This window comes from Kitasatospora sp. NPDC001540 (assembly GCF_042894345.1).
In the GTDB taxonomy this organism is placed as follows: domain Bacteria; phylum Actinomycetota; class Actinomycetes; order Streptomycetales; family Streptomycetaceae; genus Kitasatospora; species Kitasatospora phosalacinea_C.
This window is the reverse complement of record NZ_JBIAVO010000017.1, coordinates 28,893-54,120: the sequence shown is the minus strand read 5'-3', so window position 1 is coordinate 54,120 and position 25,228 is coordinate 28,893. Positions and strand designations below refer to the sequence as shown.

Below are 25,228 nucleotides of genomic sequence, written 5' to 3'. Positions count from 1 at the left end.
GATGACCACCGCCGTCTGCGAGTCCTGCCTGGCCACCGAACCCGGGCCGGCCCTCCGGGGCGACGAGCTGCTCCGCCCGATGCTGCCCGCGCTGCTGCCCTGGCTGGTCACCCGCCGCTGGTTCACCCACGAGAGCGGCTGCCTGCAGGACCTCGTCCCGATCACCGACACCGTGCTGGAACGGCCCGGCGGCGAAGCCGTCCTGGTGCACGCCCTGCTCACCGCCGTCCACACCTCCGGTGCCGCCCGCCGCTACCAGTTGCTGCTGGGACTGCGTCCCCGGCTCGCCCCGCGCCTGAACGCGGCGGTGGTCGGGCAGGCGGTCGGCGGCCGTTGGGACGGCTGGTGGATCTACGAGGCCACCGACGACCCGGAGTTGATGTCCCTGCTGCTGGAACGCACCCGGACCGCCCGACCCGGCGAACCCCGCCTCGCCCTGACCCGCCCCGGCTCGCTGCCCGACGGCCTCACCCCGCGCCCGCTGAAGGCCGAACAGACCAACAGCGCCGTGGTGTTCGGCAACCGGCTGATGCTCAAGCTGTTCCGCCAGCCGCAGCCCGGCCCGCACCCGGAGGCCGAGGTGCTCACCGCCCTCACCGCCGCCGGCAGCCTCAGCACCCCCGGTCTGCTCGGCAGCCTCACCGTCGACGACCACGTGCTCGGCGTGCTCCAGGAGTTCCTGCCCGCCGACGGCGACGGCTGGGACCTCGCCGTCCGGCACGCCACCGACAGCCTGCGCGGCCGCGAGGGCGCCGCCGGCCTCGGCGGCTTCGGCGCCGACGCCTACGCCATGGGCGAGTCCGTCGCCCGCACCCACCGCCTGCTCGCCGAGGCCTTCCCCCGCCGCCACCTGACCGAGAAGCAGGTCTGCGGCATCGTCGGCCGGCTCGACGACCGGCTGCGCGATGCCGCCCACCGGGTCCCCGAGATCGCCCCGTACACCGGGCGGATCACCGAGATCTACCGGGACTTCGCCCGCGCCGCCTGCCAGGGCCGCGGCCTCGACGGCCAGCGGATCCACGGCGACCTCCACCTCGGCCAGGTGCTGCGCACCCAGACCGGGTGGAAGGTCATCGACTTCGAGGGCGAACCCGGCGGCACCGCCGACGACCAGGGCCGCCCGCAACCCGTCCTGCGCGACGTCGCGGGCATGCTGCGCTCCTTCGAGTACGCCGCCGAGCACGCGCTCGCCACCCTGCTCGCCGAGGACGGCGAACTCCTCGACCCCGCCGACCGGCTCCACCACACCCGCCGCGCCCGGGCCTGGTCGCTGCGCGGCCGCCGCGCCTTCATCGCCGGCTACGCCGCCGGCGGACCGGTCGACCCCTACTGCCACCCGGCGGTGCTGCGCGCCTTCGAGATCGACAAGGCCGTCTACGAGGCCGTGTACGAGACCCGCTACCGCCCCGACAAGCGGTTCATCCCGCTCAACGCGATCCAGCGGCTGGCCGCCGGCCGCTGAACCGCCCGCCCGAACCCCCGAGAGGACGCCACTCCCGTGACCGTGCAGCTGACGGCCCCGCTCCTGCTCCCCGAGGCCCCGCCGCCGCCCGACGACGCCGAACGGCTGCTCGCCGGCGCCCACCACGACCCGCACGCCGTCCTCGGCGCGCACCCGGTCGAGGAGGGCGTGGCCGTCCGGGCGCTGCGACCCGGCGCGGAACGCGTGGTGCTGGAGACCCCGCTCGGCGAGGTCGCCCTGGTGCCCGGCCCGGACGGCCTGTTCACCGCCCTGCTCCCGATCGCCCAACTGCCCGACTACCGGCTGCGGGTGACGTATCCGGGTGGTGAGCCGCTGGTGCAGGAGGACGGCTACCGGTTCGCGCCGACGCTGGGCGAGCTGGACCTGCACCTGATCCGGGAGGGCCGCCACGAGCAGCTGTGGCGGGCGCTGGGCTCGCACGTGCGCACGGTGGAGGGGGTGGAGGGTACGGCGTTCGCGGTGTGGGCGCCGAACGCGGTCGGGGTGCGGGTGATCGGCTCGTTCAACCACTGGGACGGCACCGCGCACCCGATGCGCTCGCTGGGCTCCTCCGGCGTGTGGGAGGTGTTCCTGCCCGGCGTCGGCGAGGGCGAGCAGTACAAGTACCAGATCCTCACCCGCCACGGACAGCGGGTGGAGAAGGCCGACCCGCTCGCCCGGGCCGCCCAGTGCCCCCCCGACACCGCCTCGCTGGTGACCGTCTCCCGCCACGCGTGGCAGGACGCCGAGTGGATGCAGCACCGCGCCCGCACCGTGCACCACCGCGCCCCGCTGTCGGTCTACGAGATGCACCTCGCCTCCTGGCGCCCGGAGCTGACCTCGTACCGCCAGATCGCCGAGGTGCTGCCCGGCTACCTGAACGAACTCGGCTTCACCCACGTCGAGTTCATGCCCGTCATGGAACACCCCTTCGGCGGCTCCTGGGGCTACCAGGTCTCCGGCTTCTACGCCCCCACCGCCCGCCTCGGCACCCCCGACGACTTCCGCCACCTGGTCGACACCCTCCACCGGCACAACATCGGCGTCATCGTCGACTGGGTCCCCGCACACTTCCCCAAGGACGACTTCGCCCTGGCCCGCTTCGACGGCGAACCCCTCTACGAGCCCGCCGACCCGCTGCGCGCCGAACACCCCGACTGGGGCACCCTGGAGTTCGACTACGGCCGCACCGAAGTCCGCAACTTCCTCGTCGCCAACGCCGTCTACTGGTGCGAGGAATTCCACGTCGACGGCCTGCGCGTGGACGCCGTCGCCTCCATGCTCTACCTCGACTACTCCCGCGAACACGGCGCCTGGACCCCCAACCAGTACGGCGGCCGCGAGAACTGGGACGCCGCCTCCTTCCTCCAGGAGATGAACGCCACCGTCTACCGGCGCTGCCCGGGCGTGCTGACGGTGGCCGAGGAGTCCACCGCCTGGGAGGGCGTGACCCGGCCGACCGACAGCGGCGGCCTGGGCTTCGGCCTGAAGTGGAACATGGGCTGGATGCACGACTCGCTGGTGTACATCTCCAAGGAGCCGGTGCACCGCAAGTACCACCACAACGAGATCACCTTCTCGATGGTGTACGCCTACTCCGAGAACTACGTCCTGCCGATCTCCCACGACGAAGTCGTCCACGGCAAGCAGGCACTCGTCTCCAAGATGCCCGGCGACTGGTGGCAGCAACGCGCCAACCACCGCGCCTACCTCGGCTTCATGTGGGCCCACCCCGGCAAGCAACTCCTCTTCATGGGACAGGAGTTCGCCCAAGGAGCCGAATGGGACCACGAGCACGGCCCGCAGTGGTGGGTGCTGGACGACGCCTGGCCCGCACACACCGACCACCAAGGCATCCAACGCCTGGTCGCCGACCTCAACCACACCTACCGCGCCACCCCCGCCCTGTACGAACAGGACACCGTCCCCACCGGCTTCACCTGGCTCGACGGCGGCGCCGCCGACGAGAACGTCGTCGCGTTCGTGCGCCGCGCGGCCGACGGCAGCCCGCTGGTCGCCGTCAGCAACTTCTCCCCGGTCGTCCGGCACGGCTTCCGGATCGGCCTGCCGCTGCCGGGCCGTTGGCGGACCGTGCTGGACACCGACGACGCCCGGTACGGCGGCAGCGACGCCGCCGCCGGGGCCCGCCGGTCCGAGGCCGAACCCGTCCCGTGGCACGGCCAGGACCACAGCGCCCGGCTGACCCTTCCCCCACTGGCCACCGTCTGGCTGACACCCGAGGAGCATCATGGAGCCTGAACTCGCCCGCCGCCTGGTCAAGGCCTACGACATCCGCGGCCTGGTGCCGCAGGAGCTGGACGAGGCCGCCGCGTACCGGATCGGCGCCGCCTTCGCCGAGCTGACCGGGGCCGCCGAGATCGCGGTCGCCCACGACATGCGGGACTCCTCGCCCGCCTTGGCCGCGGCCTTCACCCGGGGCGTGCTGGAGCAGGGCGCGGACGTCCTGGACGCCGGCCTCGGCTCCACCGACTACCTGTACTTCGTGTCCGGGCGGCTCGACGTGCCCGGTGCGATGTTCACGGCCAGCCACAACCCGGCGGCGTACAACGGGATCAAGCTGTGCCGGGCCGGGGCCGTGCCGGTCGGCGAGGGCAGCGGCCTGGAGCGGATCCGGGCCGCGCTGGTCGACCCGGCGCCGGTCGCCGCCGACCCGGTCCCGGGGGTCCGGCGGGCCGAGAGCCTGCTCGACGAGTACGCCGCCCACCTGCGTTCGCTGGTCGACCTCTCGGGGCTGCGGCCGCTGAAGGTGGTGGTGGACGCGGGCAACGGCATGGCCGGGCTGACCGTGCCGCTGGTGCTGGACCACCCGCTGCTCGAGGTCGTCCCGATGTACTTCGAGCTCGACGGCAGCTTCCCGCACCACGAGGCCGACCCGATGAAGCCGGCCAACGTCGCGGACCTGAAGGCCCGGGTCCGGGCGGAGGGCGCCGACCTGGGGCTGGCCTTCGACGGGGACGCCGACCGCTGCTTCGCGGTCGACGAGCGCGGCGAGGCGGTGCCGGCCTCCTCGGTGGTCGCGCTGGTCGCCGCCCGGCTGCTGGCCGGTGAGCCCGGGGCCCGGGTGGTGCACAACCTGATCACCTCGCGGTCCGCGATCGAGGTGATCGAGGAGAACGGCGGCGTGCCGGTCCGGTCCCGGGTCGGGCACTCCTTCGTCAAGGCGCTGATGGCCGAGCACCTGGCGGTGTTCGGCGGCGAGCACTCCGGGCACTACTACTTCCGCGACTTCTGGTTCGCCGACACCGGCATGCTGGCCGCCCTGCACATCCTGGCCGAACTGTCCGCCGCGGAGCAGCCGTTGTCCAAGCTGGTGGCCGGTTTCACCCGGTACGCCACCGCGGCGGAGACCAACCTGGAGGTCGCCGACCCGGCCGCCGCGCTGGCCGCGGTGGAGCGCTCGCTCGGCGACAGCGCCGCCCTGGACCGGCTGGACGGCCTGACCGCCACCTTCTCCGACGGCTCCTGGTTCAACCTGCGCGCCTCCAACACCGAGCCGGTGCTGCGGCTGAACGCCGAGGCCCCCGACGGCGGCCGCCTCGACGGCCTCCGCGAGCGGGTGCTGCGGATCGTCGCCGGCTCCTGAACCGGCGGTCCGGTCCCGGGACACCCCCTCCGGGACCGGACCGCCCGCGGACCCGCCGCACCCGGCGGGTCCGCCGCGGCTACTGGCTGACCTGCCGCGACGAGGACGCCTCGGCCGCGCTGGGCAGCGCCCGCAGGCCGACGCTGGTCAGCGCCCGCTGGTAGGCGCTCATCGCCTCGTCCGGCCGGCCGAACCGCTGCCAGAGGTCGCCGACCTGCCGCCAGACCTCCGCCGCGCCGCGGTTGGCGGCGAGCTGGCCGAGCTGCCGCTCGACCGCGTGCAGCGTGGCCACGCCGCTGTCCTGGTCGCCGCCGAAGAACTGGGCCTCGGCCAGCAGCACCCGGGCCTTGGCGGCGTCGAACCGCGGCTCGGCCCGCAGCAGCCCGAGCGCCCGGTTGGCGTGCGCCGCCGCCTCGTCGAACCGCCCCAGCTGGATGTCCAGTTGGGCCAGGCTGGTCTCGCTCCAGGCCTGCTCGGTGGCGGTTCCGGCCTCCAGCAGCCCGAGCTGGGACTCGTCCAGCAGGGTGCGGGCCCGCTCCAGGTCGGGCGGGTCCGTCTCCAGGATGAGCCGCCCGTACACGCCCTTGAGCAGGGCCATGTGCCGGACGTTGTCGGTCTCGGCCATCATCATCAGCGCCCGCTCGGTGAGGCCGAGCGCCTCGTCCACCCGCCCGCGCGACTTGGCGACCAGCGCGGCGTTCCAGTACACCGAGCCGCGGGCGACCCGCGAGCCGGTCTGCTCGGCGACCACCAGCAGCCGGGCCGCGACCAGGTTGGCCTGGCCCAGGTCTCCGCGCTCGCGGTAGCAGCCGATCAGGGTGGCGCCGAGCTGGATGTGGTCGTCGGTGACGTCCAGGCCGAGCGCGTCGAGCTTGCGCATCGCCCGCTCGCCCACCTCGACGCTCATGACGTGGTCGCCGGACTCCCGGTAGCAGCGGCACAGCGCCACCGCGAGCTGGGCCCACTGGGCCGAGCCGGCCACCATGGCCGGGTCCTCGAAGAGCGTGGTGAGCAGTTGGATCGCGGCCTCCAGCCGGCCCAGCTTCTCGAACGCCAGCGCCTGGCCGAGCCGGGCCCGGTGGACCATCGCGTCGCTGAGCAGCGGCGCCGAGGCCAGCGCCTCGCTGAAGGACTGCAGCGCCTCCCCGTTGGAGCCGTTGCGCAGCGCCATGTCGCCGAAGGCCACCTTGAGCTCGAGCTCCTTGATGGTGGCGTCGTCGTGCCCGGTGCGCAGGTACTCCACCGAGCAGCCCACCCGCTCGGCGAGGCTCTTCAGCACGGCCTCCGACGGGGCCCGCTTGCCGGTCTCGATCAGGGACACGTAACTGACCGAGATGTCCTCGGAGGCGAGGTCCTGCTGGTTGAGTCCGCGCTTGAGCCGGAGCTCGCGCAGGCGCTGACCGATTCCACCCGGCACGCTCTGAGTCTGGTCCACGTCGTCCACCTCCAGAGTGCTATTTGACTGCCATTTTTACAGGACGGCGAGCAGGCCGCCAAGGCGTTGTCGATGCCTTCCTTCTCGACTGTTCTCGGGCTGACCTGACGTTGTACCGGGCATCGAACCCTACCCGGAAGCGCTCCATTGACAGGTTATGTCAATCGAGATTGACTCTACATGTCAATTCGAAGCCGCCCGCGAAGGGCCTGCTCAGGAAGGCACCGCCATGTCCAAGAAGCTGATCGCCCGCCTCGCCGCCGTGCTCGCCGCGACCGGCCTCGCCCTGGCCCTCGGCCCGCTCGGCGCGGCCCACTCCTCCGCCCCGACCAAGGGCGTCCCTGTGGCCGTCGTCACCCCCAACGGGGACGGCGACTGCTGTTGAGACCCGCGCCCGGCCCCGGAACCAGCGCCCCAGCCCCCAGAAGGGATCCGCCATGCGCGTCTCCGTCCTGACCAGGGAGTACCCGCCCGAGGTGTACGGCGGTGCCGGCGTCCACGTCACCGAGCTGACCCGGGCGCTGCGCCGCCGCGTCGAGGTGGACGTCCACTGCTTCGGCGAGCCCCGCCACGAGGAGGGCACCCGCGCCCACGCCGTCCCCGGGGCACTGCGCGGCGCCAACCCCGCGCTCGGCTTCCTCGGCGCCGGCCTCGGCGCCGCGGCCGCCTGCGCCGGCACCGACCTGGTGCACAGCCACACCTGGTACGCCAACGGCGCCGGCCAGGTCGCCGGCCTGCTGCACGGCGTCCCGCACGTGATGACCGCGCACAGCCTGGAACCGCTGCGCCCGTGGAAGGCCGAGCAGCTCGGCGGCGGCTACGCGCTCTCCTCCTGGCTGGAGCGCACCGCCGCACTGTCCGCGGACGCCGTGATCGCGGTCTCCCGCGCGATGCGCGCGGACGTGCTCGCGGCCTACCCGGAGATCGCCCCCGAGCGGGTCCACGTGATCCACAACGGCATCGACGCCGACGCCTACCGGCCCGACCGCTCCCCCGCGGTGCTGGAGCGGTTCGGCCTCGACCCGGACCGGCCGATCGTGCTGTTCGTCGGCCGGGTCACCCGCCAGAAGGGCCTGCAGCACCTGCTCCGGGCGGCCTTCGAGCTGCGCCCGGAGGCCCAGCTGGTGCTGTGCTGCGGGCAGCCGGACACCCCCGCGATCGCCGCCGAGGTGGACGGCCTGGTGGCCGACCTGGTCCGGCGGCGCGACGGCGTGGTCCGGATCGACGGGATGCTCGACCCGCTGAGCCTGCGCCGACTGCTCAGCCGCGCCGCGGTGTTCGTCTGCCCCTCGCTGTACGAGCCGATGGGCATCGTCAACCTGGAGGCGATGGCCTGCGAGACCGCCGTGGTGGCCACCGCGGTCGGCGGCATCCCCGAGGTGGTCGAGCACGGCCGCACCGGCCTGCTGGTGCCGTACGAGCAGCGGGACGACGCCACCGGGGAGCCCACCGACCCGGCCGCCCTGGCCCGCGGTCTGGCCGCGGCCGTCAACGCGCTGCTGGAGTCCCCGGGGACGGCGGAGAAGTTCGGCCTGGCCGGGCGGGAGCGGGCGGTCCGGGAGTTCTCCTGGGACCGGGTCGCCGAGCGCACCCTCGACGTCTACGGCAAGGTGCTGGCCGCCCGCTGACCGCCGCCCCGGCGGGGCCCGCGCTCAGCCCGCCGGGGCGGGCACCGGCTCCGCCGCGGCCCGCGGCCGCTCGCCCAGCAGCAGGAGCGCGGGCCCGGCCAGCACGGTGGCGGCGACCGCGACCACCAGCAGCGCCGCGTACGGCCGGGGGCCGATCAGGCCCGCCTGCCGACCGGCGGCGAGCAGGACGAGTTCGGTGAGCCCCTTGGTGTTCATCAGGACGCCGAGCCGCAGGCTGTCCCGCCAGGGCAGCCCGCCGCGCCGTCCGACCGCGGCGGCGGGCAGCACCTTGGCCGCGGTCGAGGCGGCGAGCAGCGTCCCGGCCAGGGCGAGGAAGCCGGGGTCGGCCAGTTCGGCGCCGAGGTCGACCTGCTGGCCGGCGCCGAGGAAGAAGCAGGGCAACAGCAGGGTGGCCAGGGTGCCGAGCCCGGCGGCGGTGGTGGCGGGCAGTTCGCCGTGCGGGCCGTCGGCGGGCGGCCAGAGCAGGCCGAGCACCAGGCCGCCGAACAGCGTGTGCAGGCCGAGCGCGGAGGAGAGCGCGGCGGCCAGGCAGACCGCGCCGAGCAGCGGGGCGGCGCCGGGACGGGGGCCGGGCGGGGTGCGGTCGGCGGCGCGGGCGCGGCGGCGGGCGAGCAGGGCGGCGACCGCGACCCCGGCCAGGGCGAGGGCCAGGTGGCTGGCCGGCAGGGCGCCGGCCAGCCAGAGGGCGAGGGCGAGCAGCGCCCAGCAGACGCCGTCGCCGACGGCCGCGGCGGCCAGGGCGAGTCGGCCCTCCGGGGTGCCGTCCAGGCCGCGGTCGTGCAGCAGCCGGGCCAGCACGGGCACGGCGGTGACGCCGAGCGCGGCGGCCAGGAAGACCGCGAAGGAGCCGGGCGAGCCGTGCGGTCCGACCCCGCCCGAGCGGACCAGCCAGGGGGCGAGCGCCAGCCCGGTGGCGGCCGGCACCGCCACCGACACCGCGGCCAGCGGCAGCGGCGAGCGGCCCCCGGCGCCCCGGCGGGTCCGGGCCTCCGCCGCGAGGTGCGCGCCGATCTCGAAGGCGTAGAGGGAGAGGGCGAGTTGGGACAGGCCGCCGAGGACGGTCAGCGGCACGCCGGTGAACAGCTGCCGGTGCAGGTCGGGCAGGACGCGTCCGAGCAGGGACGGTCCGAGCGCGATCCCGAGCACGATCTCGCCGATCACCGCCGGTTGGCCGAACCGCCGGGCGAGCCGGGCGGCGCCGGGTCCGAGGGCCAGGACGGCGGCGAAGGCGAGGAGGAACCGGGTGGTGGGATCCGAGGACATCTGCAACCCCCAATATTTACTTAAGAATTGACAGCCAGAAATCTAGGTCGTCACATCCGGACCGTCGACGGAACGTCACCGGCCGGGGCGCACTGTGGGAAGTCGCGCGGAGCACTCCCGCACTTGAACGGAATGTTCACAACGGATCCTTGACCACACTGCGTTCGTCGGCGCATCCTGGGACCATGGCCGACACCACCCCCCAGCCGCACTCCCCCGCCGCCGACCCGTTCGCCCCGCCCGACCCCGCCGCCGCCCGCACCCAGCGGGTGTACGCCTCGCTGTTCCGGATCGCCGAGCGGCACGCCGCCACCGACGGGCAGCGGCAGCGGCAGACCAACCCCGCGATGCTCGCCCCGCACGAGGCGGTGCGGCTGGTCGCGTTCCTGCTCAGCGGGGCGGCCCTGGCCGAGGAGGGCGAGCCGGAGGTCGACCGGGCCGACGTGCTGGCCGCGCTGACCCTGCTGCCGCTGGTGCGGGCCGAACTCGACGAGCTGGAGGCCGGGTTGCTCACCATGGCCCGCGGGCGCGGGATGACCTGGCAGGAGATCGCCTTCGGGCTGGGCCTGGGCACGCCGCAGGCCGCCCGCCAGCGGCACGAGCGGCTGACCGACCGCACCGCCCCCGCCGAGCCCTCCTGACGCCCCGCCAGGACGGCGACCGGCCCCGGAACGTCCGAAGGCCCCCACCCGGTGGAGGGTGGGGGCCTTCGTCAACTGCCTGCTGTACTCCGCCCGGTGGCGGGGCCGGCTGAGCACCACGGAGGTCGTGGTCCGGCGGCGCTGCCGGGCGGAGGGCCTCCGACTCGTACCCGACCTGTGTCGGGTCTGGTCGCTCTTCGCTCGTGACTTACTTGCTCGCGGCGAGTTCCTTCTCCGGCGCGGCCGCGGCGGCCGGCTTCGGCGCGGGGGCGGTCGCCTCCTGGAAGGCGTCGAAGGGCTTCTCCATCTCGGAGAGGCCGACCGTCTCGCGCTTGAGGAACATCGCCAGGGTCCAGTCGGTGAAGACCCGGATCTTGCGGTTCATGGTCGGGACCATCGCGCCGTGGTAGCCGCGGTGGAACCACCAGGCCAGGCGGCCCTTGAGCTTGATCTTGCCGAACAGGATCGCCACGCCCTTGTGCAGGCCGAGGCCGGCCACCGCGCCGAGGTTCTTGTGCTTGTACTCGGCCTGCGGGAAGCCGCGCATGCCCGCGATGACGTTGTCACCGAGGACGGCGGCCTGGCGGACGGCGTGCTGCGCGTTCGGCGGGCACCAGGCGCCCTCACCGGCAGCCAGGTCGGGCACCTGGGCGTTGTCGCCCGCGGCCCACACGTAGTCGAAGCCCTGCACCTGGAGGGTCGCCGCGGTGTCCACGTGGCCGCGCGGGCCGAGCGGGAGGCCGAAGCGGTTGACCACCGGGTTGGGCTTGACGCCCGCGGTCCACACGATGGTGGAGGCGTCGAACTCCATGCCGTTCTTCAGCACCACGTGCTGGTCGACGCAGGACTCCATCGAGGTCTCGATGTAGACCTCGATGTCGCGCTCCTCCAGGCGGCCCTTGGTCCACAGACCGAGGTCCGGGCCCATCTCGGGGAGGATGCGGTTGGCCGCCTCGACCACCACGAAGCGCATGTCGGAACGGCTGACGGTCTTGTAGATCTTGGCGGCGTCGCGCGCCATGTCCTCGATCTCGGCGACGGTCTCGATGCCGGCGAAGCCACCGCCGATGACCACGAAGGTCAGGGCCTTGCGCCGGACGTCCTCGTCCGTGGTGGACTCGGCCTTGTCGAGCTGCGCCATGACGTGGTTGCGGAGGCTGATCGCCTCCTCGACCGTCTTCATGCCGATGCCGTGCTCCGCCAGACCCGGGATCGGGAAGGTGCGGGACACCGAGCCGGTCGCGACGACCAGGTACTCGAAGGGCAGTTCGTAGGAGTCGCCCGCCGCGGGCTGGATGGTGGCGACCTTGCGGGCGTGGTCCACCTCGGTCACGTGACCGGTGAGCACCTCCGCCTTCTTGAGGGCGCTGCGCAGCGGCGCGACGAGGTTGCGAGGGGCGACGTTGCCGCCGGCCGCCTCGGGGAGGAAGGGCAGGTACGTCATGTACGACCGCGGGTCGACGACCGTGACGGTCGCTTCGCCGTAACGCATCTTCTTGAGGATGCGCATCGCGGCATACAGGCCGACGTAACCACCGCCGACAATGAGGATGCGAGGACGCTCCGTGGTGCTCATATCCGAAAGTATCCACCCCCGCCTGACGGGCCATTCGTGAGGCCCGTCACAAGCTCCTGGACACCGGGTGCTACACTGCGCGCCCGCACTTCCGCCCCGGAGGGGTCTCCCCACCCCCGTCGGCCGACCTCGGTGAGCGGTCCGGGCCGCAGTGCCGCGCTGAGCAGCAACGATCCCGGCCCCGCACCGGTTCCCGAGCGGGGTTTCGATTTCTCCGGGATGAACACCAGGTTGCCTGCGATCCCACGAGCGACCCGCCGACAGCGCCTTCGGTCCACATTTCGGTCGCCGCAGTGGCTCCGAGTGGGTCGAAAGGCTGGATTGCCATGTGAAGAAATTCACGAAGCTTCTCGCCGCGACACGCCGGAAGGCCCCCGGAACGGCCCGCGGGGGTCTCCCGCGCGCCCTCCGGGGGCCTTCCGACACCTTCCCGGGGGCCCTTCGACGGCCTCCCGGCGGCCCGGTGGATCAGGCGATCGACCAGGCGATCCCGTCCAGGATGTCGTGCTCGGAGACCAGCAGTTCGGCGGCCCCGGTGCGCTCCATGACCTCCAGCAGGACGAGCGCCCCCGCGGCGATCACGTCCACCCGGCCGGGGTGCATGACCGGGACGGCGGCCCGCTCGGCGTGCGAGGAGTGCAGCAGCCAACGGGCGACCTCCCGCACCCGCTCGACGCCGACCACCGCGTGGTGGATCCGCTCGGAGTCGTACCCGGGCAGCTCCAGGGCGATCCCGGCGACGGTGGTGACCGTCCCGGCCAGGCCGACCAGGGTCGCGCCGGAGTCCAGCGGGACGACCCCGGCGACGGTGTCCAGCGCGGCCCGGATGTCGGCCCGCGCGGCCTCGATCTGCGCCTCGGTGGGCTGTCCGCCCGCGAAGTGACGCTCCGTCATCCGCACGCAGCCGATGTCCATCGAGTACGCGGCCCGCACCTCCTGCTCGCCGAGCACGAACTCGGTGGAGCCCCCGCCCAGGTCGAACACCAGGTACGGCGGCCGGTGCGGGCCGCCGAGCAGCTCGCGGGTGGCGCCGGTGAAGGACAGCCGGGCCTCCTCCTCGCCGCTGACCACGCTCGGCGTGACGCCCAGGATCTCCTCGACCCCGGCGGTGAACTCGGCGGCGTTCTCGGCGTCCCGGGAGGCGGAGGTGGCGACCATCCGGATCCGGTCCGGGGTGACCCCGTGCGCGGCGATGACCTCCGCGTACTCGCGGCAGGCCGCGAAGGTGCGGGCCAGCGCCTCGGGGTGCAGCCGCCCGGTGCGGTCGACGTCCTGGCCGAGCCGGACGATCAGCATCCGCCGGTCCAGGTCCGTGATCCCGCCGGTGGCCGGGTCGAGGTCGGCGATCAGCAGGCGGATCGAGTTGGTGCCGCAGTCGATCGCGGCGACCCGGGTGCTGCTCACGACTCGTCCTCCGCCCCGTCGGCCCCGGCGGCCGCCTTGCGGGCGGCCCGCTCGGCGCTCAGCGCCTCCTTGGCGGCGATCACCGCGTCGTGGTCCTGCCCCGCGGCCTTGGCCCGGTTGCGGGCGACCCGCTCACCGGCCGCGTCGACCTCGGCCTCGCTGACGCACGGGCCCTTGGCCCACCACTGCTCCAGCATCCCGATCGCCTCGTCGCCGAGCGGGTTGACGCCCTCCCCGGCGGCCAGCGAGTGCCCGACCAGCACGTGCAGGCACTTGACCCGGTCGGGCATCCCGCCCGCGCTGGGGAAGCCCTCCAGCACCTCGATGGCGTCCCGGCGGGCGATGTAGTCCTCGTGCGCCCTCCGGTACGCGGCGGCGAGCTCCGGGTCCTCGGCGAGCCGGGCGGTCTGCTCCTTCATCACGCCGTCCGCCTCCAGCGTCCCGATCAGCGAGGCGGCCCGGGGGCAGGTCAGGTAGTAGAGCGTCGGGAACGGCGTGCCGTCGGGCAGCCGGGGCGCGGTCTCCACCACGTCCGGGTTGCCGCACGGGCAGCGGTGGGCGACGCCGCGCAGCCCGCGCGGGACGCGGCCGAGCTGGGCGGCGATGGCGGCGACGTCGCGCTCGGACACCTCGGGGGCGTCGGACGCGGGAGGGTTCTGGTTGCTCATCGGGAGTCTGTTCGTCTGAGGGGGCGGGGGTCGTTGGGGCTGCTCAGCGGGCCGGTCGCGGGGCGGGCAGGGCGGCGTCGGCGGCGTCCACCGAGTCCCAGAGGGTGGCGTACCAGGGCTTGACCGCCTTCGGGCGGCCGGCCGCGGCGTCGGTCGAGGGCTTCGCGCCGGGCGAGGGCTGCGGGGAGACCGAGACGAACGGGGTCTCGCCGGGCAGCGCGTAGTGCAGCCGCTCCCGGGCCTGGGCCTTGACGTACTCCGGGTCCTGCCAGCGGGCCTTCTCCCGGCGCAGCTCGTCGACCTGCTGGCGGGCGTGCTCGGCCTTGGCCCGCTGGGCGGCGATCTCGCCGCGCTGGGCGATGTACTGCCGGGCCGGGTAGGCGAGTATCGCCACCAGCGAGCACAGCACGAGCACCAGCACGGTGGCCCGGCTGGTGAAGCGCGGTCGCGCCGCCAACCCGGGAATCCTCCACTTGGCCATCTGCTCGCCCCTCCTGCGCATGCCGGTGCCCCGGCCCCACCCTACGCGGTGGGAGCCGGGGCACCGGTCACATCAAGGGGTTGTTCAGCCCTTGCTGTGCTTACTTGTCCGCAGAGCGCTGTGCTCGTCAGTTCGCAGAGCGAAACCGCGGGAACGCCGAACGGCCCGCGTACTCGGCGGCGTCGTCGAGGATCTCCTCGATGCGCAGCAGCTGGTTGTACTTGGCGACGCGCTCGGAGCGGGCCGGGGCGCCGGTCTTGATCTGGCCGCAGTTGGTGGCGACGGCGAGGTCGGCGATGGTGACGTCCTCGGTCTCGCCGGAGCGGTGCGACATCATGCAGCGGTAGCCGTTGCGCTGGGCCAGCTCGACGGCGTCCAGGGTCTCGGTGAGCGAGCCGATCTGGTTGACCTTCACCAGCAGCGCGTTGGCGGTGCCGGTCTCGATGCCCTTGCGCAGGCGCTCCGGGTTGGTGACGAACAGGTCGTCGCCGACCAGCTGGACCTTGTCGCCGATCGCGTCGGTGATGGCCTTCCAGCCGTCCCAGTCCGACTCGTCCAGCGGGTCCTCGATGGAGACCAGCGGGTAGTCGGCGACCAGCTCGGCGTAGTACGCGATCAGGTCGGCGGAGGAGAGCGCCTTGCCCTCGAACTGGTAGGCGCCGTCCTCGAAGAACTCGGAGGCGGCGACGTCCAGGGCCAGGGCGACGTCCTTGCCCGGGGTGTAGCCGGCCTTCTTGATCGCCTCGGTGATGAGGTCGAGGGCCTCGCGGTTGGAGTCCAGGTTCGGGGCGAAGCCGCCCTCGTCGCCCAGGCCGGTGGAGAGCCCGCGCTCCTTCAGCACGCCCTTGAGGGTGTGGTAGACCTCGACGCCCCAGCGGACGGCCTCGGAGAAGGACTCCGCGCCGATCGGGGCGATCATGAACTCCTGGATGTCGACGTTGGAGTCCGCGTGCGAGCCGCCGTTGAGGATGTTCATCATCGGGACGGGCAGCACGTGGGCGTTCGGGCCGCCCAGGTAGCGGAACAGCGGCAGGTCGCTGGCCTCGGAGGCGGCGTGCGCCACGGCGAGGGAGACGCCCAGGATGGCGTTGGCGCCGAGCGAGGACTTGTCCGGGGTGGCGTCCAGGTCGAGCATGGCCTGGTCGATGAGGCGCTGCTCGGTGGCGTCGTAGCCGACCAGCTCGGGGCCGATCTGCTCGATCACGGCGAGGACGGCCTTCTCGACGCCCTTGCCGAAGTAGCGGTTCTTGTCGCCGTCACGGAGCTCCAGGGCCTCGAAGGCACCGGTGGAGGCACCCGACGGGACAGCCGCGCGACCGGTGCTGCCGTCGTCGAGACCGACCTCGACCTCGACCGTGGGGTTGCCGCGGGAGTCGAGGATCTCACGGGCTACGACGACATCAATGGACGGCACGAGGCATCTCCTAGCGGAAGCGGATGTGTGGTCGTTACGACCAGAGCCTAGCCGCACACCGCGCCGCGGCCACGCTCGGCCGGGCCCCGTCTCACGGTGTGGCCGGGCTACTCATCGGTAGTTCACCTGATTGACGGCCGGTCCGCCGCCCCCGGCAGCGCGAACTGCCCGGTGCGCACCGGGAGCGGACGGAACGTCAGGGGACGCGGCCCTCGTCAGGGCGGCGGCGGGGCCTCGTCAGGCCGCCCGCCCCTCGCGTCCCGGATGCCGGGACCGGTTCCGGACCGGCTCGGGACCCGGGCTCGGACCGGGCCCGGACCGGCTCAGAGGGCGAGCACCTGGCCGGGCACGATCAGGTCGGGGTCGGCACCGATCAGCTCGTGGTTGGCCTGGTAGATCCGCTCCCAGCCGCCGGACACGTTCTGCGCGGCGGCGATGCCGGAGAGCGTGTCGCCGTCCTGGACGGTGTAACCGCCGGCGGCCGTGTTCTGCGGGGCGGCCTGGGGCTCGGCGGCCTGCGGCTCGGCGGGAGTGGCGGGGGCAGCGGGCTTCGCGGGCTTCTTCGACTGCGAGCCCTTCGGCTGCCGGGGGGCGGTCGGGCGCTCCTGGGAGCGCGAGGCGGCGTCCTCGGAGGTGTCGGCAGGCGCGCCGCCCTTGACGAGCCCGGCCCGCTTGGAGCAGACCGGCCAGGCGCCGGGGCCCTGGGAGGCGAGCACCCGCTCGGCCACCGCGATCTGCTGGGCGCGGCTGGCCTGGTCGGCGCGGGCCGCGTACTGGCCGCCGCCGAAGGCGCGCCAGGTGGAGGAGGTGAACTGCAGGCCGCCGTAGAAACCGTTCCCGGTGTTGATGCTCCAGTCGCCGCCGCTCTCGCACTGGGCCACGCGGTCCCAGGTGTCGACGGGTGCGGCTACCGCTCCGGTGGCGGCGAGCAGTGGCAGGGCCAGGCCGACCGAGGCCACGCCGGCGGCGGCGATGACCTTCTCGGCCTTGGTACTACGGCGGTGGCGGGCGGTGTTGGCGAACAGCACGGGACGTCCTCTCCGCACGCCTGCGAGGTGAGCTGTCGGGTTCGGACCGGGAGGTTGGCCCGGCCGCCGGTCGCTCCGGACGCGGTTGCGCCCGCCGCTCGGCGGCCTCACCCCAAGCCGTTGGGACTACGGCGTTCACACTGGTTCCCCCGCTCCTGTCCGGTACCTGGTAGGTGGCCCGAGGACGCGGCGGACAGGACTCGGCGTGCCGCGATCGGGGCCCGCAGCTGCGGGCATGTCGGAGAGTAGGCAAAGCTGACGAGCAATCACAAGCTCATATCACCATGATCACGCCGAAATTACGGATCCTCGAATCTCGTACACGAACGATCCAGGTATGTCCGGATTCGTTCCGAACCGGCGTGCGACGCGCGCCCCCGCCCCGGCGCGTCGTCGGCCCGGTCGGACGGCGTGTCGCGGGTGCCGAAACGGCGTCAGCGGGGCGTGAAGGAGACCGGGAGGTCGCGCAGACCGCGCATGATCAGTCCGCCCCGCCAGCGCAGGTCCGCCGGATCGGCGGCCAACCGGACGTCCGGAAGCCTGGTCAGTAGGCTGCCGATCGCGCGCTGCCCCTCAAGCCGGGCCAGCGGGGCGCCGATGCAGTAGTGGATGCCGTGACCGAAACCCAGGTGCGGGTTGTCCGAGCGGGCCAGGTCGAGGGTGTTCTCGGCGGAGAACCGGGCCGGGTCGCGGTCCGCCGCGGCCAGCACCACCAGCACCGGGTCGCCGACCGGGATGTCCACCCCGCCGATGGCCAGCGGCGCGGTGGCGAACCGCCAGGTGGCCAGCTCCACCGGGCCGTCGTAGCGCAGGAGTTCCTCGACGCCGGTCTCCAGCAGGCCCGACTCGCCGCGGTCCAGCGACTGCTGGAGCAGGGTGCGCTGGTCCGGGTTGCGCAGCAGCGCGTACATGCCGTTGCCGATGAGGTTGATGGTGGTCTCGAAGCCGGCGAAGAGCAGGATGAAGGCCATCGCCGCGGCCTCGTTCTCGGTCAGGTGCTCGCCGTGGTCACCGGCCCGGATCAGGCCGGAGATCAGGTCGTCGCCCAGGTCGGCCCGCTTGCGGTGGATCAGGTCGGCCAGGTAGCCGCGGATCTGCTTGACCGCGCGGCCGACCCCTCCCCTCTTACCGCCGGTGTGGCGGATCATCATGCCCGCCCAGTCGCGCAGGTCGTCCTGGTCCTCGGCGGGGACGCCGAGCAGGTCGCAGATCGCGTAGATGGGGAGCGGGAAGGCGAACTCGTGGATCAGGTCGGCCTCGCCGCGGGCCGCGAAGGAGTCGATCAGCCGGTCGGTGAGCTGCTGCACCCGCGGCTCGAACTCGGCCACCCGGCGCGGGGTGAACGCCTTGGAGACCAGGCGGCGCAGCCGGGTGTGGTCGGGCGGGTCGATGTTCAGCAGGTGGGTCATCAGGTCGGCCTGCCGCTCCCCCGGGATGCCGACCCGGCCGCTGCGGTGGGCCTGCTCGCTGTGGTGCGCCGGGTTCTTCGACAGCCGGGCGTCCGCCAGCGCCTGCCGCGCGTCCGCGTAGCGGGTGACCAGCCAGGCGTCCACCCCGCTCGGCAGGGTGGTGCGGTGCACCGGCGCGTGCTCGCGCAGCCAGGCGTACGCCGGGTAGGGGTCGGCCGCGAACTCCCAGGTGAAGAGTTGCGGATGGGGGGCGTGGGGCTGATCTGGCATGTCTTGACCGTATCGGGAAGCACCACCGCGTGAGTCTGGTCACCTGGTGGGTAATCCCTGTTGCGGAGCGTCGGGGCGCGCCTACGATCCTCCGATAACCACAGTGGGCGACGTGCGGGTCGGCCACGGGTTCGCCCTCGGAAAGGGGAGCAGACCATGCGAGTAGCCGGTGCAGTGGTGGTCATCGCGGTGCTCGACGGAGGTTCGGGGGCCGACCTGGCCCGCCGCTTCTCCGCCGCCGGTGCCGCCGGTCTGCTCATCGCCGACCTGCGCCCCGGCATCGCCGAGGACCTCGCGGCCGAACTCGACCGCCCCGGCTGCCCGGTGGTCGGCGTCTCCGGCGACATCCACCACCCGGCCGACATCGCCGCGCTGGTCGACACCGCCGTCAAGCACCTCGGCCCGATCGACCTGTTCGCGGTCGCGGGCCCGGACGGCGAGCGGATCGTCCAGCTCGCCGACCTGCCCGGTCACCTGAACCCGCTGGCCGAGGTCCTCGCCCTGGTCGGCGAGGCCATCGGCGAGGTCGTCCCGGCCCAGCGCCGCCCGGTCGCGGACGTCCCGCTGGCGGGCTGAACCCGCGTCCCCCTACTCCTCCGGCAGCCCCTCCGCGGCCCGGACCGCCGCGCGGTAGCGGCGGGCCGCCGCCCGCAGCGCCGCGTCCACGTCCACCCCCCGGTCGTGGGCGCGCTGGGCGACCGCCAGCAGCAGTCGCCCCGCCGACTCCGCGGTCAGCTCGGCGGGCAGCTCGTACGGCGCGTCCGGCACGCCGGTGAAGTGCGCGCGGCGCACCCGCGAGACCAGCTTCGCCGCGTACGCCAGCGCGGGCAGCCCGGCGGGCACGCCGTCCAGCACCGACTCGCGCTGCTTCTCCGCCGCCTTCAACTGCTCCCAGTTGGCCTCGGTCTCGGCCGAGCCGGTCACGCTCACGTCGCCGAACACGTGCGGGTGGCGGTACATCAGCTTCTCGACGATGTCGCCCGCCACGTCGTCGATCGAGAACGGGTCCTCGGCGTCCTCCTCGGCGATCCGCGAGTGGAAGAACACCTGCAGCAGCACGTCGCCGAGCTCCTCGCGCAGGGTCTCCCGGTCGCCCTCCTCGATCGCCTCGACCAGCTCGAAGGCCTCCTCCACCAGGTACTTCACCAGGCTCTGGTGGGTCTGCTCGGCGTCCCACGGGCAGCCGCCCGGCGAGCGCAGCCGGTCCATCACCGAGACCAGGTCGAGCAGCCGGGCCCCCGGCAGGTCGTACGAACCCGGCAGCAGTTCGATCTCCGGGTGCTCGCCCGCCTCCTCGACCGCGATCCGGGCCAGCGCGTCGGTCAGGCCCGGGTCGCCGTCCGGGCTCTCCAGCCAGACCGCGGGGGCCCGGGCGAGCAACTGCCGGGCCAGCGCCGGGGCGGACGGCCGCTCCACCACCTCCGGCTCCACGCCCGCCGCCCGCAGCGCGGCCAACTGCGGGTGGTCCGCGACACCGGCCAGCACCGTGGGCGCGGACCGGAGCGCCTCCCAGGCGGGCCAGGAGAGCAGGCCGGGGGCGACGCGGTGGGTGGTGGTCAGCAGGATCAGCTTCGGAGTCTCCACGGGACCGAACCTACCGCGCGGCGCCCCGGCCACGGGCGCGGGGGAACGGCCGGTCAGTGCTTGCGGCGGGCCTTCGCGACCAGGACCATCAGCCCCGCCAGGACGCAGCCGAGGGCGGCGAGGCCGATCAGCGGGAGGGCCCCGGCGGTGCCGGTCTCGGGGAGGCGGCCGCTCGCGGCGCCGCTGGGGCTGCTGGACGGGGACAAAAACGGGGACGGCGAGGGGGACGGGGGCGGGGTCGGCGAGGAGCCGGGGACCTTCCAGGAGGCCGCGTCACCCCGGGCCAGGCCGCCGGAGCGGCCGCCCGCGGCGCCGGTGCCGGCCAGGTCGGCGGCCGCCGTCAGGTCGCCGCGCGCCGGCAGGCTCACCGCGGGGGCGGCGGCGAGCGGGACGAGGAGCCCGGCGACGGGCAGGGCCGCGCACAGGGCGCGCGGCATCCTCGGCAGGGGGGAACGGCGCTGAACCACGGCGGACCTCGCAACCGGCGGGCGGACTGGGCAGACTGGGCGGAGGAACCCAGCCTCACCGGCCCGCGGGGGATCGTCCGACCGGACACGGCCCGCGCGTCCGGTCGCCCACCCGTTCGGCCGAGGGCCGCCCGGACCGCTACAGGGCGGCCTGGCCGCTCTTCGGGAGCCAGTCGTCGGAGCTGCCCTGCAGGCCGATCCCGGCGGTGTTCCAGCTGCCGTAGCGCGGGTTGACCTCGATGTGCAGGGCGGTGCCCGCGTCGACCAGGGCCTTGCGGATGGCGGCGTCGCCCTCGGCGCTGGACGGGTCCCGGCCGTCGGCCAGCTTCACCAGGCCGATCTGCTGCCGGTAGAAGCCGTCCACGTCGGTGGCCGGGACGCCCTGCTTGGCGCGCAGCAGTTCGGCGAGCTTGGCCTCGCTGCCGACGGTCCGGGCGTCCGCGGACCGGGCGCGGTCGATCTCGCCCTGGCTGACCGTCAGGCCGCGGTCCGCCAGGGCGCGGGCGACGACCTTGCCGAGGATCAGGTCGGAGACGGCGTGCCGGGCCAGGCCGGGCTGCTCCTCGGTGGCGGCGCCGCTCTGCGCGGCGCCGTCCCGGACGGCGGTGACCCGGGCCTCGACCTGGGCGATGCTGATCCGGTCGCTGCCGACCACGGCGGCCGCCCCCTGGTGCGCCGGTGCGCCGCCGCAGGCGGCGAGCGCGGCGGCGGCGACCGCGGTGCCGAGGGCGGCGCGCAGTCGGCGGGCGGAGCTGGTGCGGATCACTGGGGCCTCCTGGGCGGTGGAGCGCGGTCCGGTGGTGCTCTGCGTACGTGGCTGGGAGGAACACTATTGACCACCGCGCCCGGGTGCCAGACCCCGCGCAGGGAGCGGCGATCCGGTACGGGACGCCGGGGACGGCCCCGGCGCCCCGTACCGGGTGCGCGTGCTCGGCTACCGCTTGAGGTCGTCGAACATGGTGCCCAGGAACTCCGTGCACCAGGACAGCAGTTCCCGCCCGACCAGCGGCTTGCCGCCGATCCGGCCGCCGCTGCCCGGCCGCGGCACCAGCAACTGCCGGGCGGCGGACTTGACCTGGGTGCGCGGGTAGAGCCGGTTCAGCCGCAGCTCCTGCGACTCCCGCAGCTCGACCGGCCCGAACCGGACGAAGTTGCCCTGCAGGGTGATGTCGCCGATGCCGCAGCGCCGGGCGAACAGCCGCAGCCCCGCCACCAGCAGCAGGTTCTCCACCGGCTCGGGCAGCTTGCCGTAGCGGTCGGTCAGCTCCTCGCGGACCTGCGCGATGTCGGCCTCCGAGTTGACCGCCGCGATCGAGCGGTACGCCTGCAGCCGCAGCCGCTCCCCCGGCGCGTAGTCGTGCGGGACGTGCGCGTCCACCGGCAGCTCGATCTTCACCTCCAGCGGCTCCTCCTCCGGCTCGCCGCCGCCGTCCAGCGACTCGCGGAACTCGGCGACCGCCTCGCCGACCATCCGCATGTAGAGGTCGAAGCCGACGCCCGCGATGTGCCCGGACTGCTCGCCGCCGAGCAGGTTGCCCGCGCCGCGGATCTCCAGGTCCTTCATCGCGACGTACATGCCCGCGCCCATCTCGGTGTGCTGGGCGATGGTGGCCAGCCGCTCGTGCGCGGTCTCGGTGAGCGGCTTCTCCGGCGGGTACAGCATGTACGCGTAGCCGCGCTCGCGGCCGCGGCCGACCCGGCCGCGCAGCTGGTGCAGCTGGGACAGGCCGAAGGTGTCGCCGCGCTCGACGATCAGGGTGTTGGCGTTGGAGATGTCGATGCCGGACTCGACGATGGTGGTGGAGACCAGGACGTCGAACTCCTTCTCCCAGAAGTCGACGACGACCTTCTCCAGCTGGGTCTCCCCCATCTGCCCGTGCGCGGTGGCGATCCGGGCCTCCGGCACCAGGTCCTTCAGCCGGGCGGCCGCCTTGTCGATCGACTCGACCCGGTTGTGGATGTAGAACACCTGGCCCTCGCGCAGGAGTTCGCGCCGGATCGCGGCCGAGATCTGCTTCTCGTCGTACGGGCCGACGAAGGTCAGCACCGGGTGCCGCTCCTCCGGCGGGGTGGTGATGGTGGACATCTCGCGGATGCCGGTGACCGCCATCTCCAGGGTGCGCGGGATCGGGGTCGCGGACATGGTCAGCACGTCCACGTTGGCCCGCAGCTTCTTCAGCTGCTCCTTGTGCTCGACGCCGAAGCGCTGCTCCTCGTCGACGATGACCAGGCCCAGGTCCTTGAACCTGGTCTCCGAGGAGAACAGCCGGTGGGTGCCGATGACGACGTCCACCGAGCCCTCGAACAGGCCCTCCAGGACGGCCTTCGCCTCGGTGTCGGTCTGGAACCGGGACAGCGCCTTCACGGTGACCGGGAAGTTGGCGTACCGCTCCGCGAAGGTGGAGAAGTGCTGCTGCACCAGCAGCGTGGTCGGCACCAGCACCGCCACCTGCTTGCCGTCCTGCACCGCCTTGAAGGCGGCGCGCACCGCGATCTCGGTCTTGCCGTAGCCGACGTCGCCGCAGATCAGCCGGTCCATCGGGACGGACTTCTCCATGTCGGCCTTGACCTCGCCGATGGTGGTCAGCTGGTCGGGCGTCTCCGCGTACGGGAAGGCGTCCTCCAGTTCGCGCTGCCACGGGGTGTCCGGGCCGAAGGCGTGGCCGGGGGCCGCCATCCGGGCCGAGTACAGCTTGATCAGGTCGGCGGCGATCTCCTTGACCGCCTTCTTGGCCCGCTGCTTGGTCTTGGCCCAGTCCGCGCCGCCGAGCCGGTGCAGGGTCGGGGCCTCGCCGCCCACGTACTTGGTGACCTGGTCGAGCTGGTCGGTCGGCACGAACAGCCGGTCGCCGGGGTGGCCCCGCTTGGCGGGCGCGTACTCCAGCACCAGGTACTCGCGGGTGGCGCCCTGCACGGTGCGCTGCACCATCTCCACGTACCGGCCGACGCCGTGCTGCTCGTGCACCACGTAGTCGCCGGCCGCCAGCGCCAGCGGGTCGATCGCGTTGCGGCGGCGGGACGGCATCCGGCGCATGTCCTTGGTGGAGGACCTCTGGCCGGACAGGTCGGTCTCGGTGACGACGGTGAGCTTCAGCTCCTCGTCGACGAAGCCGTGCTCGATCGAGCCGCAGGAGACGTACACCACGTCCCGGGTCGGGGCCTCGGCGAGGTCGGCGACCAGCCGGGCCGCGATGCCCTCGTTGCCGAGCACCTCGGCCAGCCGGGAGGCCGGGCCGTGGCCCTCGGTCACCATCACCACCCGCCAGTCGGCGGCCAGCCGCTCCCGGGCGTCGGCGATCGCCCGGGCGGTGTCGCCGCGGTACGCCTCGACGGCGTGCATGCCGAGGGTGAGGGTGTCGGCGTCGCGTTCGAGGATGCCGTGGACGGTGGAGTCGCTGGTGGCGAACGGGCTGACCGACCACCACGGCAGACCGATGCCCGCCGCGTGCTCGCGGACGTCCGCCAGGGACCACAGCGAGGCGGCGGAGACGTCGATCGCCTCCAGGTCGATCGGGCGGTCGGCGCCCGCCGCGGCGGCCACCCAGGACGCGGCCAGGAACTCCTGGCTGGTGGCGACCAGGTCGGCGGCCCGGGTGCGGACCCGCTCCGGGTCGCAGACCACGGCGATCGAACCCGCCGGGAGGACGTCCAGCAGCAGCTCCATGTCGTCCACCAGCACCGGGGCCAGCGACTCCATGCCCTCGACCGCGATGCCCTGCGCGATCTTGTCCAGGATCTCGCCCAACTCGGGGTGCTCGGCGGCCAGTTCGGCGGCCTTCCCGCGCACCTCGTCGGTCAGCAGCAGCTCCCGGCAGGGCGGCGCCCACAGACCGTGCTCGGCGATCTCCAGGGAGCGCTGGTCGGCGACCTTGAAGTAGCGGATCTCCTCGACCTCGTCGCCCCAGAACTCCACCCGCAGCGGGTGCTCCTCGGTCGGCGGGAAGACGTCCAGGATGCCGCCGCGGACCGCGAACTCGCCGCGCTTCTCGACCAGTTCGACCCGGGCGTAGGCCGCGGCCGCCAGCCGCCGGGCGATCTCGCCGAGGTCGTGCTGCTCGCCGCGCCGCAGGGCCACCGGCTCCAGCTCGGCCAGGCCCTTCACCTGCGGCTGCAGCACGCTGCGCACCGGCGCCACCACCACCTGCAACGGGCCCGCCGCCGGGTCGTCGGCCCGGGGGTGGACGATCCGGCGCAGCACGGCCAGGCGGCGGCCGACGGTGTCCGAGCGCGGGGAGAGCCGCTCGTGCGGCAGGGTCTCCCAGGCCGGGAACTCGGCGACCGCGTCGGCGGGCAGCAGCGAGCGCAGCGACGCCGCGAGGTCCTCGGCCTCCCGGCCGGTGGCGGTCACGGCCAGCACCGGCCGCCCGTTCCCACCGCCCCGGGCGGCCAGCGAACGGGCCAGCGCCGCGATCGCGAACGGGCGGGCGGCGGGCGGTCCGACCAGGTCGAGGTGCTGCCTGTGCCCCGTGGCCGCCGCCTCGATCGCCTCGGCGAGGGCGGCGTCCCGTACGACGACATCGAGCAGTCCGGACAGGCTCATACGTCAGTTTCTCCACGACGGGGAGTGGCCCGGCACAGGAGACGGCCGGGCAGCGCGACAGCCCGGAACGCGGTGCGCCCCGGGGGGTGTCCAGCCTACGCCGCGCCGCCGCCCGGCACGCGGTGCGGCACCCTCCCGGCCGGTCCGGCCGACTCACCGGTATCCGTACGGGCTCGTCCAGAGATCATGCGGCCGACACATTGTCGTCACTGTGCGTCCATGGTCAGCGCGCACCATGGATGTCAGCGCGGGCCGCATCCAACCGTGGGGGATGGCTGCGGAAGCGCGGTCGCACCTCGATGGGGGTCGGGAGTGCGAAGGCCGGGCGACCCT

General features: G+C 73.6%; 20 protein-coding genes and 1 riboswitch. Of the genes, 7 read left to right on the top strand and 13 right to left on the bottom strand.

Translation table 11 applies throughout. The annotated features are described in order from the left end of the window. Window position 1: 1 nt before the first annotated feature. Genes ACFY00_RS20785 through ACFY00_RS20775 form a run of 3 tightly spaced genes read left to right on the top strand, consistent with a single transcriptional unit; the run spans window position 2 to window position 5,066 of the window. Entirely contained in the window at window positions 2–1,462 is a 1,461-nt protein-coding gene (locus ACFY00_RS20785) for a hypothetical protein (protein ID WP_388032983.1), read from the top strand. Window positions 1,463–1,498: 36 nt separating this feature from the next. Then, a complete protein-coding gene (glgB, locus tag ACFY00_RS20780; RefSeq protein ID WP_388032982.1) occupies window positions 1,499–3,721 on the top strand; it encodes a 1,4-alpha-glucan branching protein GlgB in 2,223 nt (740 codons plus the stop codon). After that, window positions 3,711–5,066 carry a phosphomannomutase/phosphoglucomutase gene (locus ACFY00_RS20775; protein WP_388032981.1) on the top strand — a complete coding sequence of 452 codons (1,356 nt, stop codon included), beginning with the start codon at window positions 3,711–3,713 and terminating at the stop codon, window positions 5,064–5,066. The genes glgB and ACFY00_RS20775 overlap by 11 nt, the downstream gene beginning before the upstream one ends. A gap of 79 nt (window positions 5,067–5,145) precedes the next feature. Here ACFY00_RS20775 and ACFY00_RS20770 read toward each other — a convergent pair whose 3' ends face one another. Continuing rightward, window positions 5,146–6,501 carry a helix-turn-helix domain-containing protein gene (locus tag ACFY00_RS20770; protein ID WP_388032980.1) on the bottom strand — a complete coding sequence of 452 codons (1,356 nt, stop codon included), beginning with the start codon at window positions 6,499–6,501 and terminating at the stop codon, window positions 5,146–5,148. A gap of 229 nt (window positions 6,502–6,730) precedes the next feature. On the opposite strand from ACFY00_RS20770, the gene ACFY00_RS20765 reads away from it, so the two are divergent. Continuing rightward, complete coding sequence (locus tag ACFY00_RS20765) at window positions 6,731–6,886, top strand: hypothetical protein (protein ID WP_388032979.1); 156 nt, start codon at window positions 6,731–6,733, stop codon at window positions 6,884–6,886. A 52-nt stretch (window positions 6,887–6,938) separates the two neighbouring features. Next, window positions 6,939–8,129 (top strand): glycogen synthase, encoded by a 1,191-nt coding sequence (glgA, locus tag ACFY00_RS20760; RefSeq protein WP_388032978.1) that lies wholly within the window; start codon window positions 6,939–6,941, stop codon window positions 8,127–8,129. Between the two features lie 24 nt (window positions 8,130–8,153). On the opposite strand, the gene ACFY00_RS20755 is transcribed toward glgA, so the two are convergent. Beyond that, the gene (locus ACFY00_RS20755) at window positions 8,154–9,413 is read right to left on the bottom strand and encodes a cation:proton antiporter (RefSeq protein ID WP_388032977.1); all 1,260 of its coding nucleotides are present in this window, start codon (window positions 9,411–9,413) and stop codon (window positions 8,154–8,156) included. Between the two features lie 185 nt (window positions 9,414–9,598). On the opposite strand from ACFY00_RS20755, the gene ACFY00_RS20750 reads away from it, so the two are divergent. Further along, window positions 9,599–10,054 (top strand): DNA-binding protein, encoded by a 456-nt coding sequence (locus ACFY00_RS20750; RefSeq protein ID WP_388032976.1) that lies wholly within the window; start codon window positions 9,599–9,601, stop codon window positions 10,052–10,054. A gap of 208 nt (window positions 10,055–10,262) precedes the next feature. Here the strand turns inward: ACFY00_RS20750 and ACFY00_RS20745 are convergent, their stop codons facing one another. From ACFY00_RS20745 to ACFY00_RS20715, 7 genes are all read right to left on the bottom strand, one after another. Next, complete coding sequence (locus ACFY00_RS20745) at window positions 10,263–11,630, bottom strand: NAD(P)/FAD-dependent oxidoreductase (protein ID WP_388032975.1); 1,368 nt, start codon at window positions 11,628–11,630, stop codon at window positions 10,263–10,265. Between the two features lie 468 nt (window positions 11,631–12,098). Next, a complete protein-coding gene (locus tag ACFY00_RS20740) occupies window positions 12,099–13,034 on the bottom strand; it encodes an exopolyphosphatase (protein WP_388032974.1) in 936 nt (311 codons plus the stop codon). Then, entirely contained in the window at window positions 13,031–13,702 is a 672-nt protein-coding gene (locus ACFY00_RS20735) for a DUF501 domain-containing protein (RefSeq protein ID WP_388032973.1), read from the bottom strand. The genes ACFY00_RS20740 and ACFY00_RS20735 overlap by 4 nt, the downstream gene beginning before the upstream one ends. Before the next feature lie 43 nt (window positions 13,703–13,745). Further along, a complete protein-coding gene (locus ACFY00_RS20730; RefSeq protein WP_388032972.1) occupies window positions 13,746–14,183 on the bottom strand; it encodes a septum formation initiator family protein in 438 nt (145 codons plus the stop codon). A 127-nt stretch (window positions 14,184–14,310) separates the two neighbouring features. Then, a complete protein-coding gene (gene eno, locus ACFY00_RS20725; protein ID WP_388032971.1) occupies window positions 14,311–15,597 on the bottom strand; it encodes a phosphopyruvate hydratase in 1,287 nt (428 codons plus the stop codon). A gap of 323 nt (window positions 15,598–15,920) precedes the next feature. Beyond that, window positions 15,921–16,625: a transglycosylase family protein gene (locus tag ACFY00_RS20720; RefSeq protein ID WP_388032970.1), complete on the bottom strand. Its 705-nt coding sequence runs from the start codon at window positions 16,623–16,625 to the stop codon at window positions 15,921–15,923. A gap of 3 nt (window positions 16,626–16,628) precedes the next feature. Beyond that, a riboswitch (cyclic di-AMP (ydaO/yuaA leader) is annotated at window positions 16,629–16,827 on the bottom strand. A gap of 232 nt (window positions 16,828–17,059) precedes the next feature. Beyond that, window positions 17,060–18,304, bottom strand: a complete 1,245-nt coding sequence (locus ACFY00_RS20715) for a cytochrome P450 (protein WP_388032969.1) — start codon at window positions 18,302–18,304, stop codon at window positions 17,060–17,062. Window positions 18,305–18,460: 156 nt separating this feature from the next. On the opposite strand from ACFY00_RS20715, the gene ACFY00_RS20710 reads away from it, so the two are divergent. After that, a complete protein-coding gene (locus ACFY00_RS20710; RefSeq protein WP_388032968.1) occupies window positions 18,461–18,880 on the top strand; it encodes an SDR family NAD(P)-dependent oxidoreductase in 420 nt (139 codons plus the stop codon). Window positions 18,881–18,892: 12 nt separating this feature from the next. Here the strand turns inward: ACFY00_RS20710 and ACFY00_RS20705 are convergent, their stop codons facing one another. The 4 genes from ACFY00_RS20705 to mfd all read right to left on the bottom strand — a co-directional run bounded on the left by ACFY00_RS20705 (window position 18,893) and on the right by mfd (window position 24,895). After that, entirely contained in the window at window positions 18,893–19,888 is a 996-nt protein-coding gene (locus ACFY00_RS20705; protein ID WP_388032967.1) for a MazG family protein, read from the bottom strand. Window positions 19,889–19,941: 53 nt separating this feature from the next. Then, on the bottom strand, window positions 19,942–20,325 hold the full coding sequence (locus ACFY00_RS20700; protein WP_388032966.1) for an LPXTG cell wall anchor domain-containing protein: 384 nt from the start codon (window positions 20,323–20,325) through the stop codon (window positions 19,942–19,944). A gap of 169 nt (window positions 20,326–20,494) precedes the next feature. After that, a complete protein-coding gene (locus ACFY00_RS20695; RefSeq protein ID WP_388032965.1) occupies window positions 20,495–21,121 on the bottom strand; it encodes a SurA N-terminal domain-containing protein in 627 nt (208 codons plus the stop codon). Window positions 21,122–21,289: 168 nt separating this feature from the next. Next, window positions 21,290–24,895 carry a transcription-repair coupling factor gene (gene mfd, locus ACFY00_RS20690; RefSeq protein WP_388032964.1) on the bottom strand — a complete coding sequence of 1,202 codons (3,606 nt, stop codon included), beginning with the start codon at window positions 24,893–24,895 and terminating at the stop codon, window positions 21,290–21,292. Window positions 24,896–25,228 lie beyond the last annotated feature (333 nt).

Bases quoted from the DNA above. Each gene is read 5' to 3' on its own strand.
- ACFY00_RS20785 (WP_388032983.1), top strand. From the start codon at position 2: ATGACCACCGCCGTCTGCGAGTCCTGCCTGGCCACCGAACCCGGGCCG.
- ACFY00_RS20775 (WP_388032981.1), top strand. From the start codon at position 3,711: ATGGAGCCTGAACTCGCCCGCCGCCTGGTCAAGGCCTACGACATCCGC.
- ACFY00_RS20765 (WP_388032979.1), top strand. From the start codon at position 6,731: ATGTCCAAGAAGCTGATCGCCCGCCTCGCCGCCGTGCTCGCCGCGACC.
- glgA (WP_388032978.1), top strand. From the start codon at position 6,939: ATGCGCGTCTCCGTCCTGACCAGGGAGTACCCGCCCGAGGTGTACGGC.
- ACFY00_RS20755 (WP_388032977.1), bottom strand. From the start codon at position 9,413: ATGTCCTCGGATCCCACCACCCGGTTCCTCCTCGCCTTCGCCGCCGTC.
- ACFY00_RS20750 (WP_388032976.1), top strand. From the start codon at position 9,599: ATGGCCGACACCACCCCCCAGCCGCACTCCCCCGCCGCCGACCCGTTC.
- ACFY00_RS20745 (WP_388032975.1), bottom strand. From the start codon at position 11,630: ATGAGCACCACGGAGCGTCCTCGCATCCTCATTGTCGGCGGTGGTTAC.
- ACFY00_RS20735 (WP_388032973.1), bottom strand. From the start codon at position 13,702: ATGAGCAACCAGAACCCTCCCGCGTCCGACGCCCCCGAGGTGTCCGAG.
- ACFY00_RS20730 (WP_388032972.1), bottom strand. From the start codon at position 14,183: ATGGCCAAGTGGAGGATTCCCGGGTTGGCGGCGCGACCGCGCTTCACC.
- ACFY00_RS20715 (WP_388032969.1), bottom strand. From the start codon at position 18,304: ATGCCAGATCAGCCCCACGCCCCCCATCCGCAACTCTTCACCTGGGAG.
- ACFY00_RS20710 (WP_388032968.1), top strand. From the start codon at position 18,461: ATGCGAGTAGCCGGTGCAGTGGTGGTCATCGCGGTGCTCGACGGAGGT.
- ACFY00_RS20700 (WP_388032966.1), bottom strand. From the start codon at position 20,325: ATGCCGCGCGCCCTGTGCGCGGCCCTGCCCGTCGCCGGGCTCCTCGTC.
- mfd (WP_388032964.1), bottom strand. From the start codon at position 24,895: ATGAGCCTGTCCGGACTGCTCGATGTCGTCGTACGGGACGCCGCCCTC.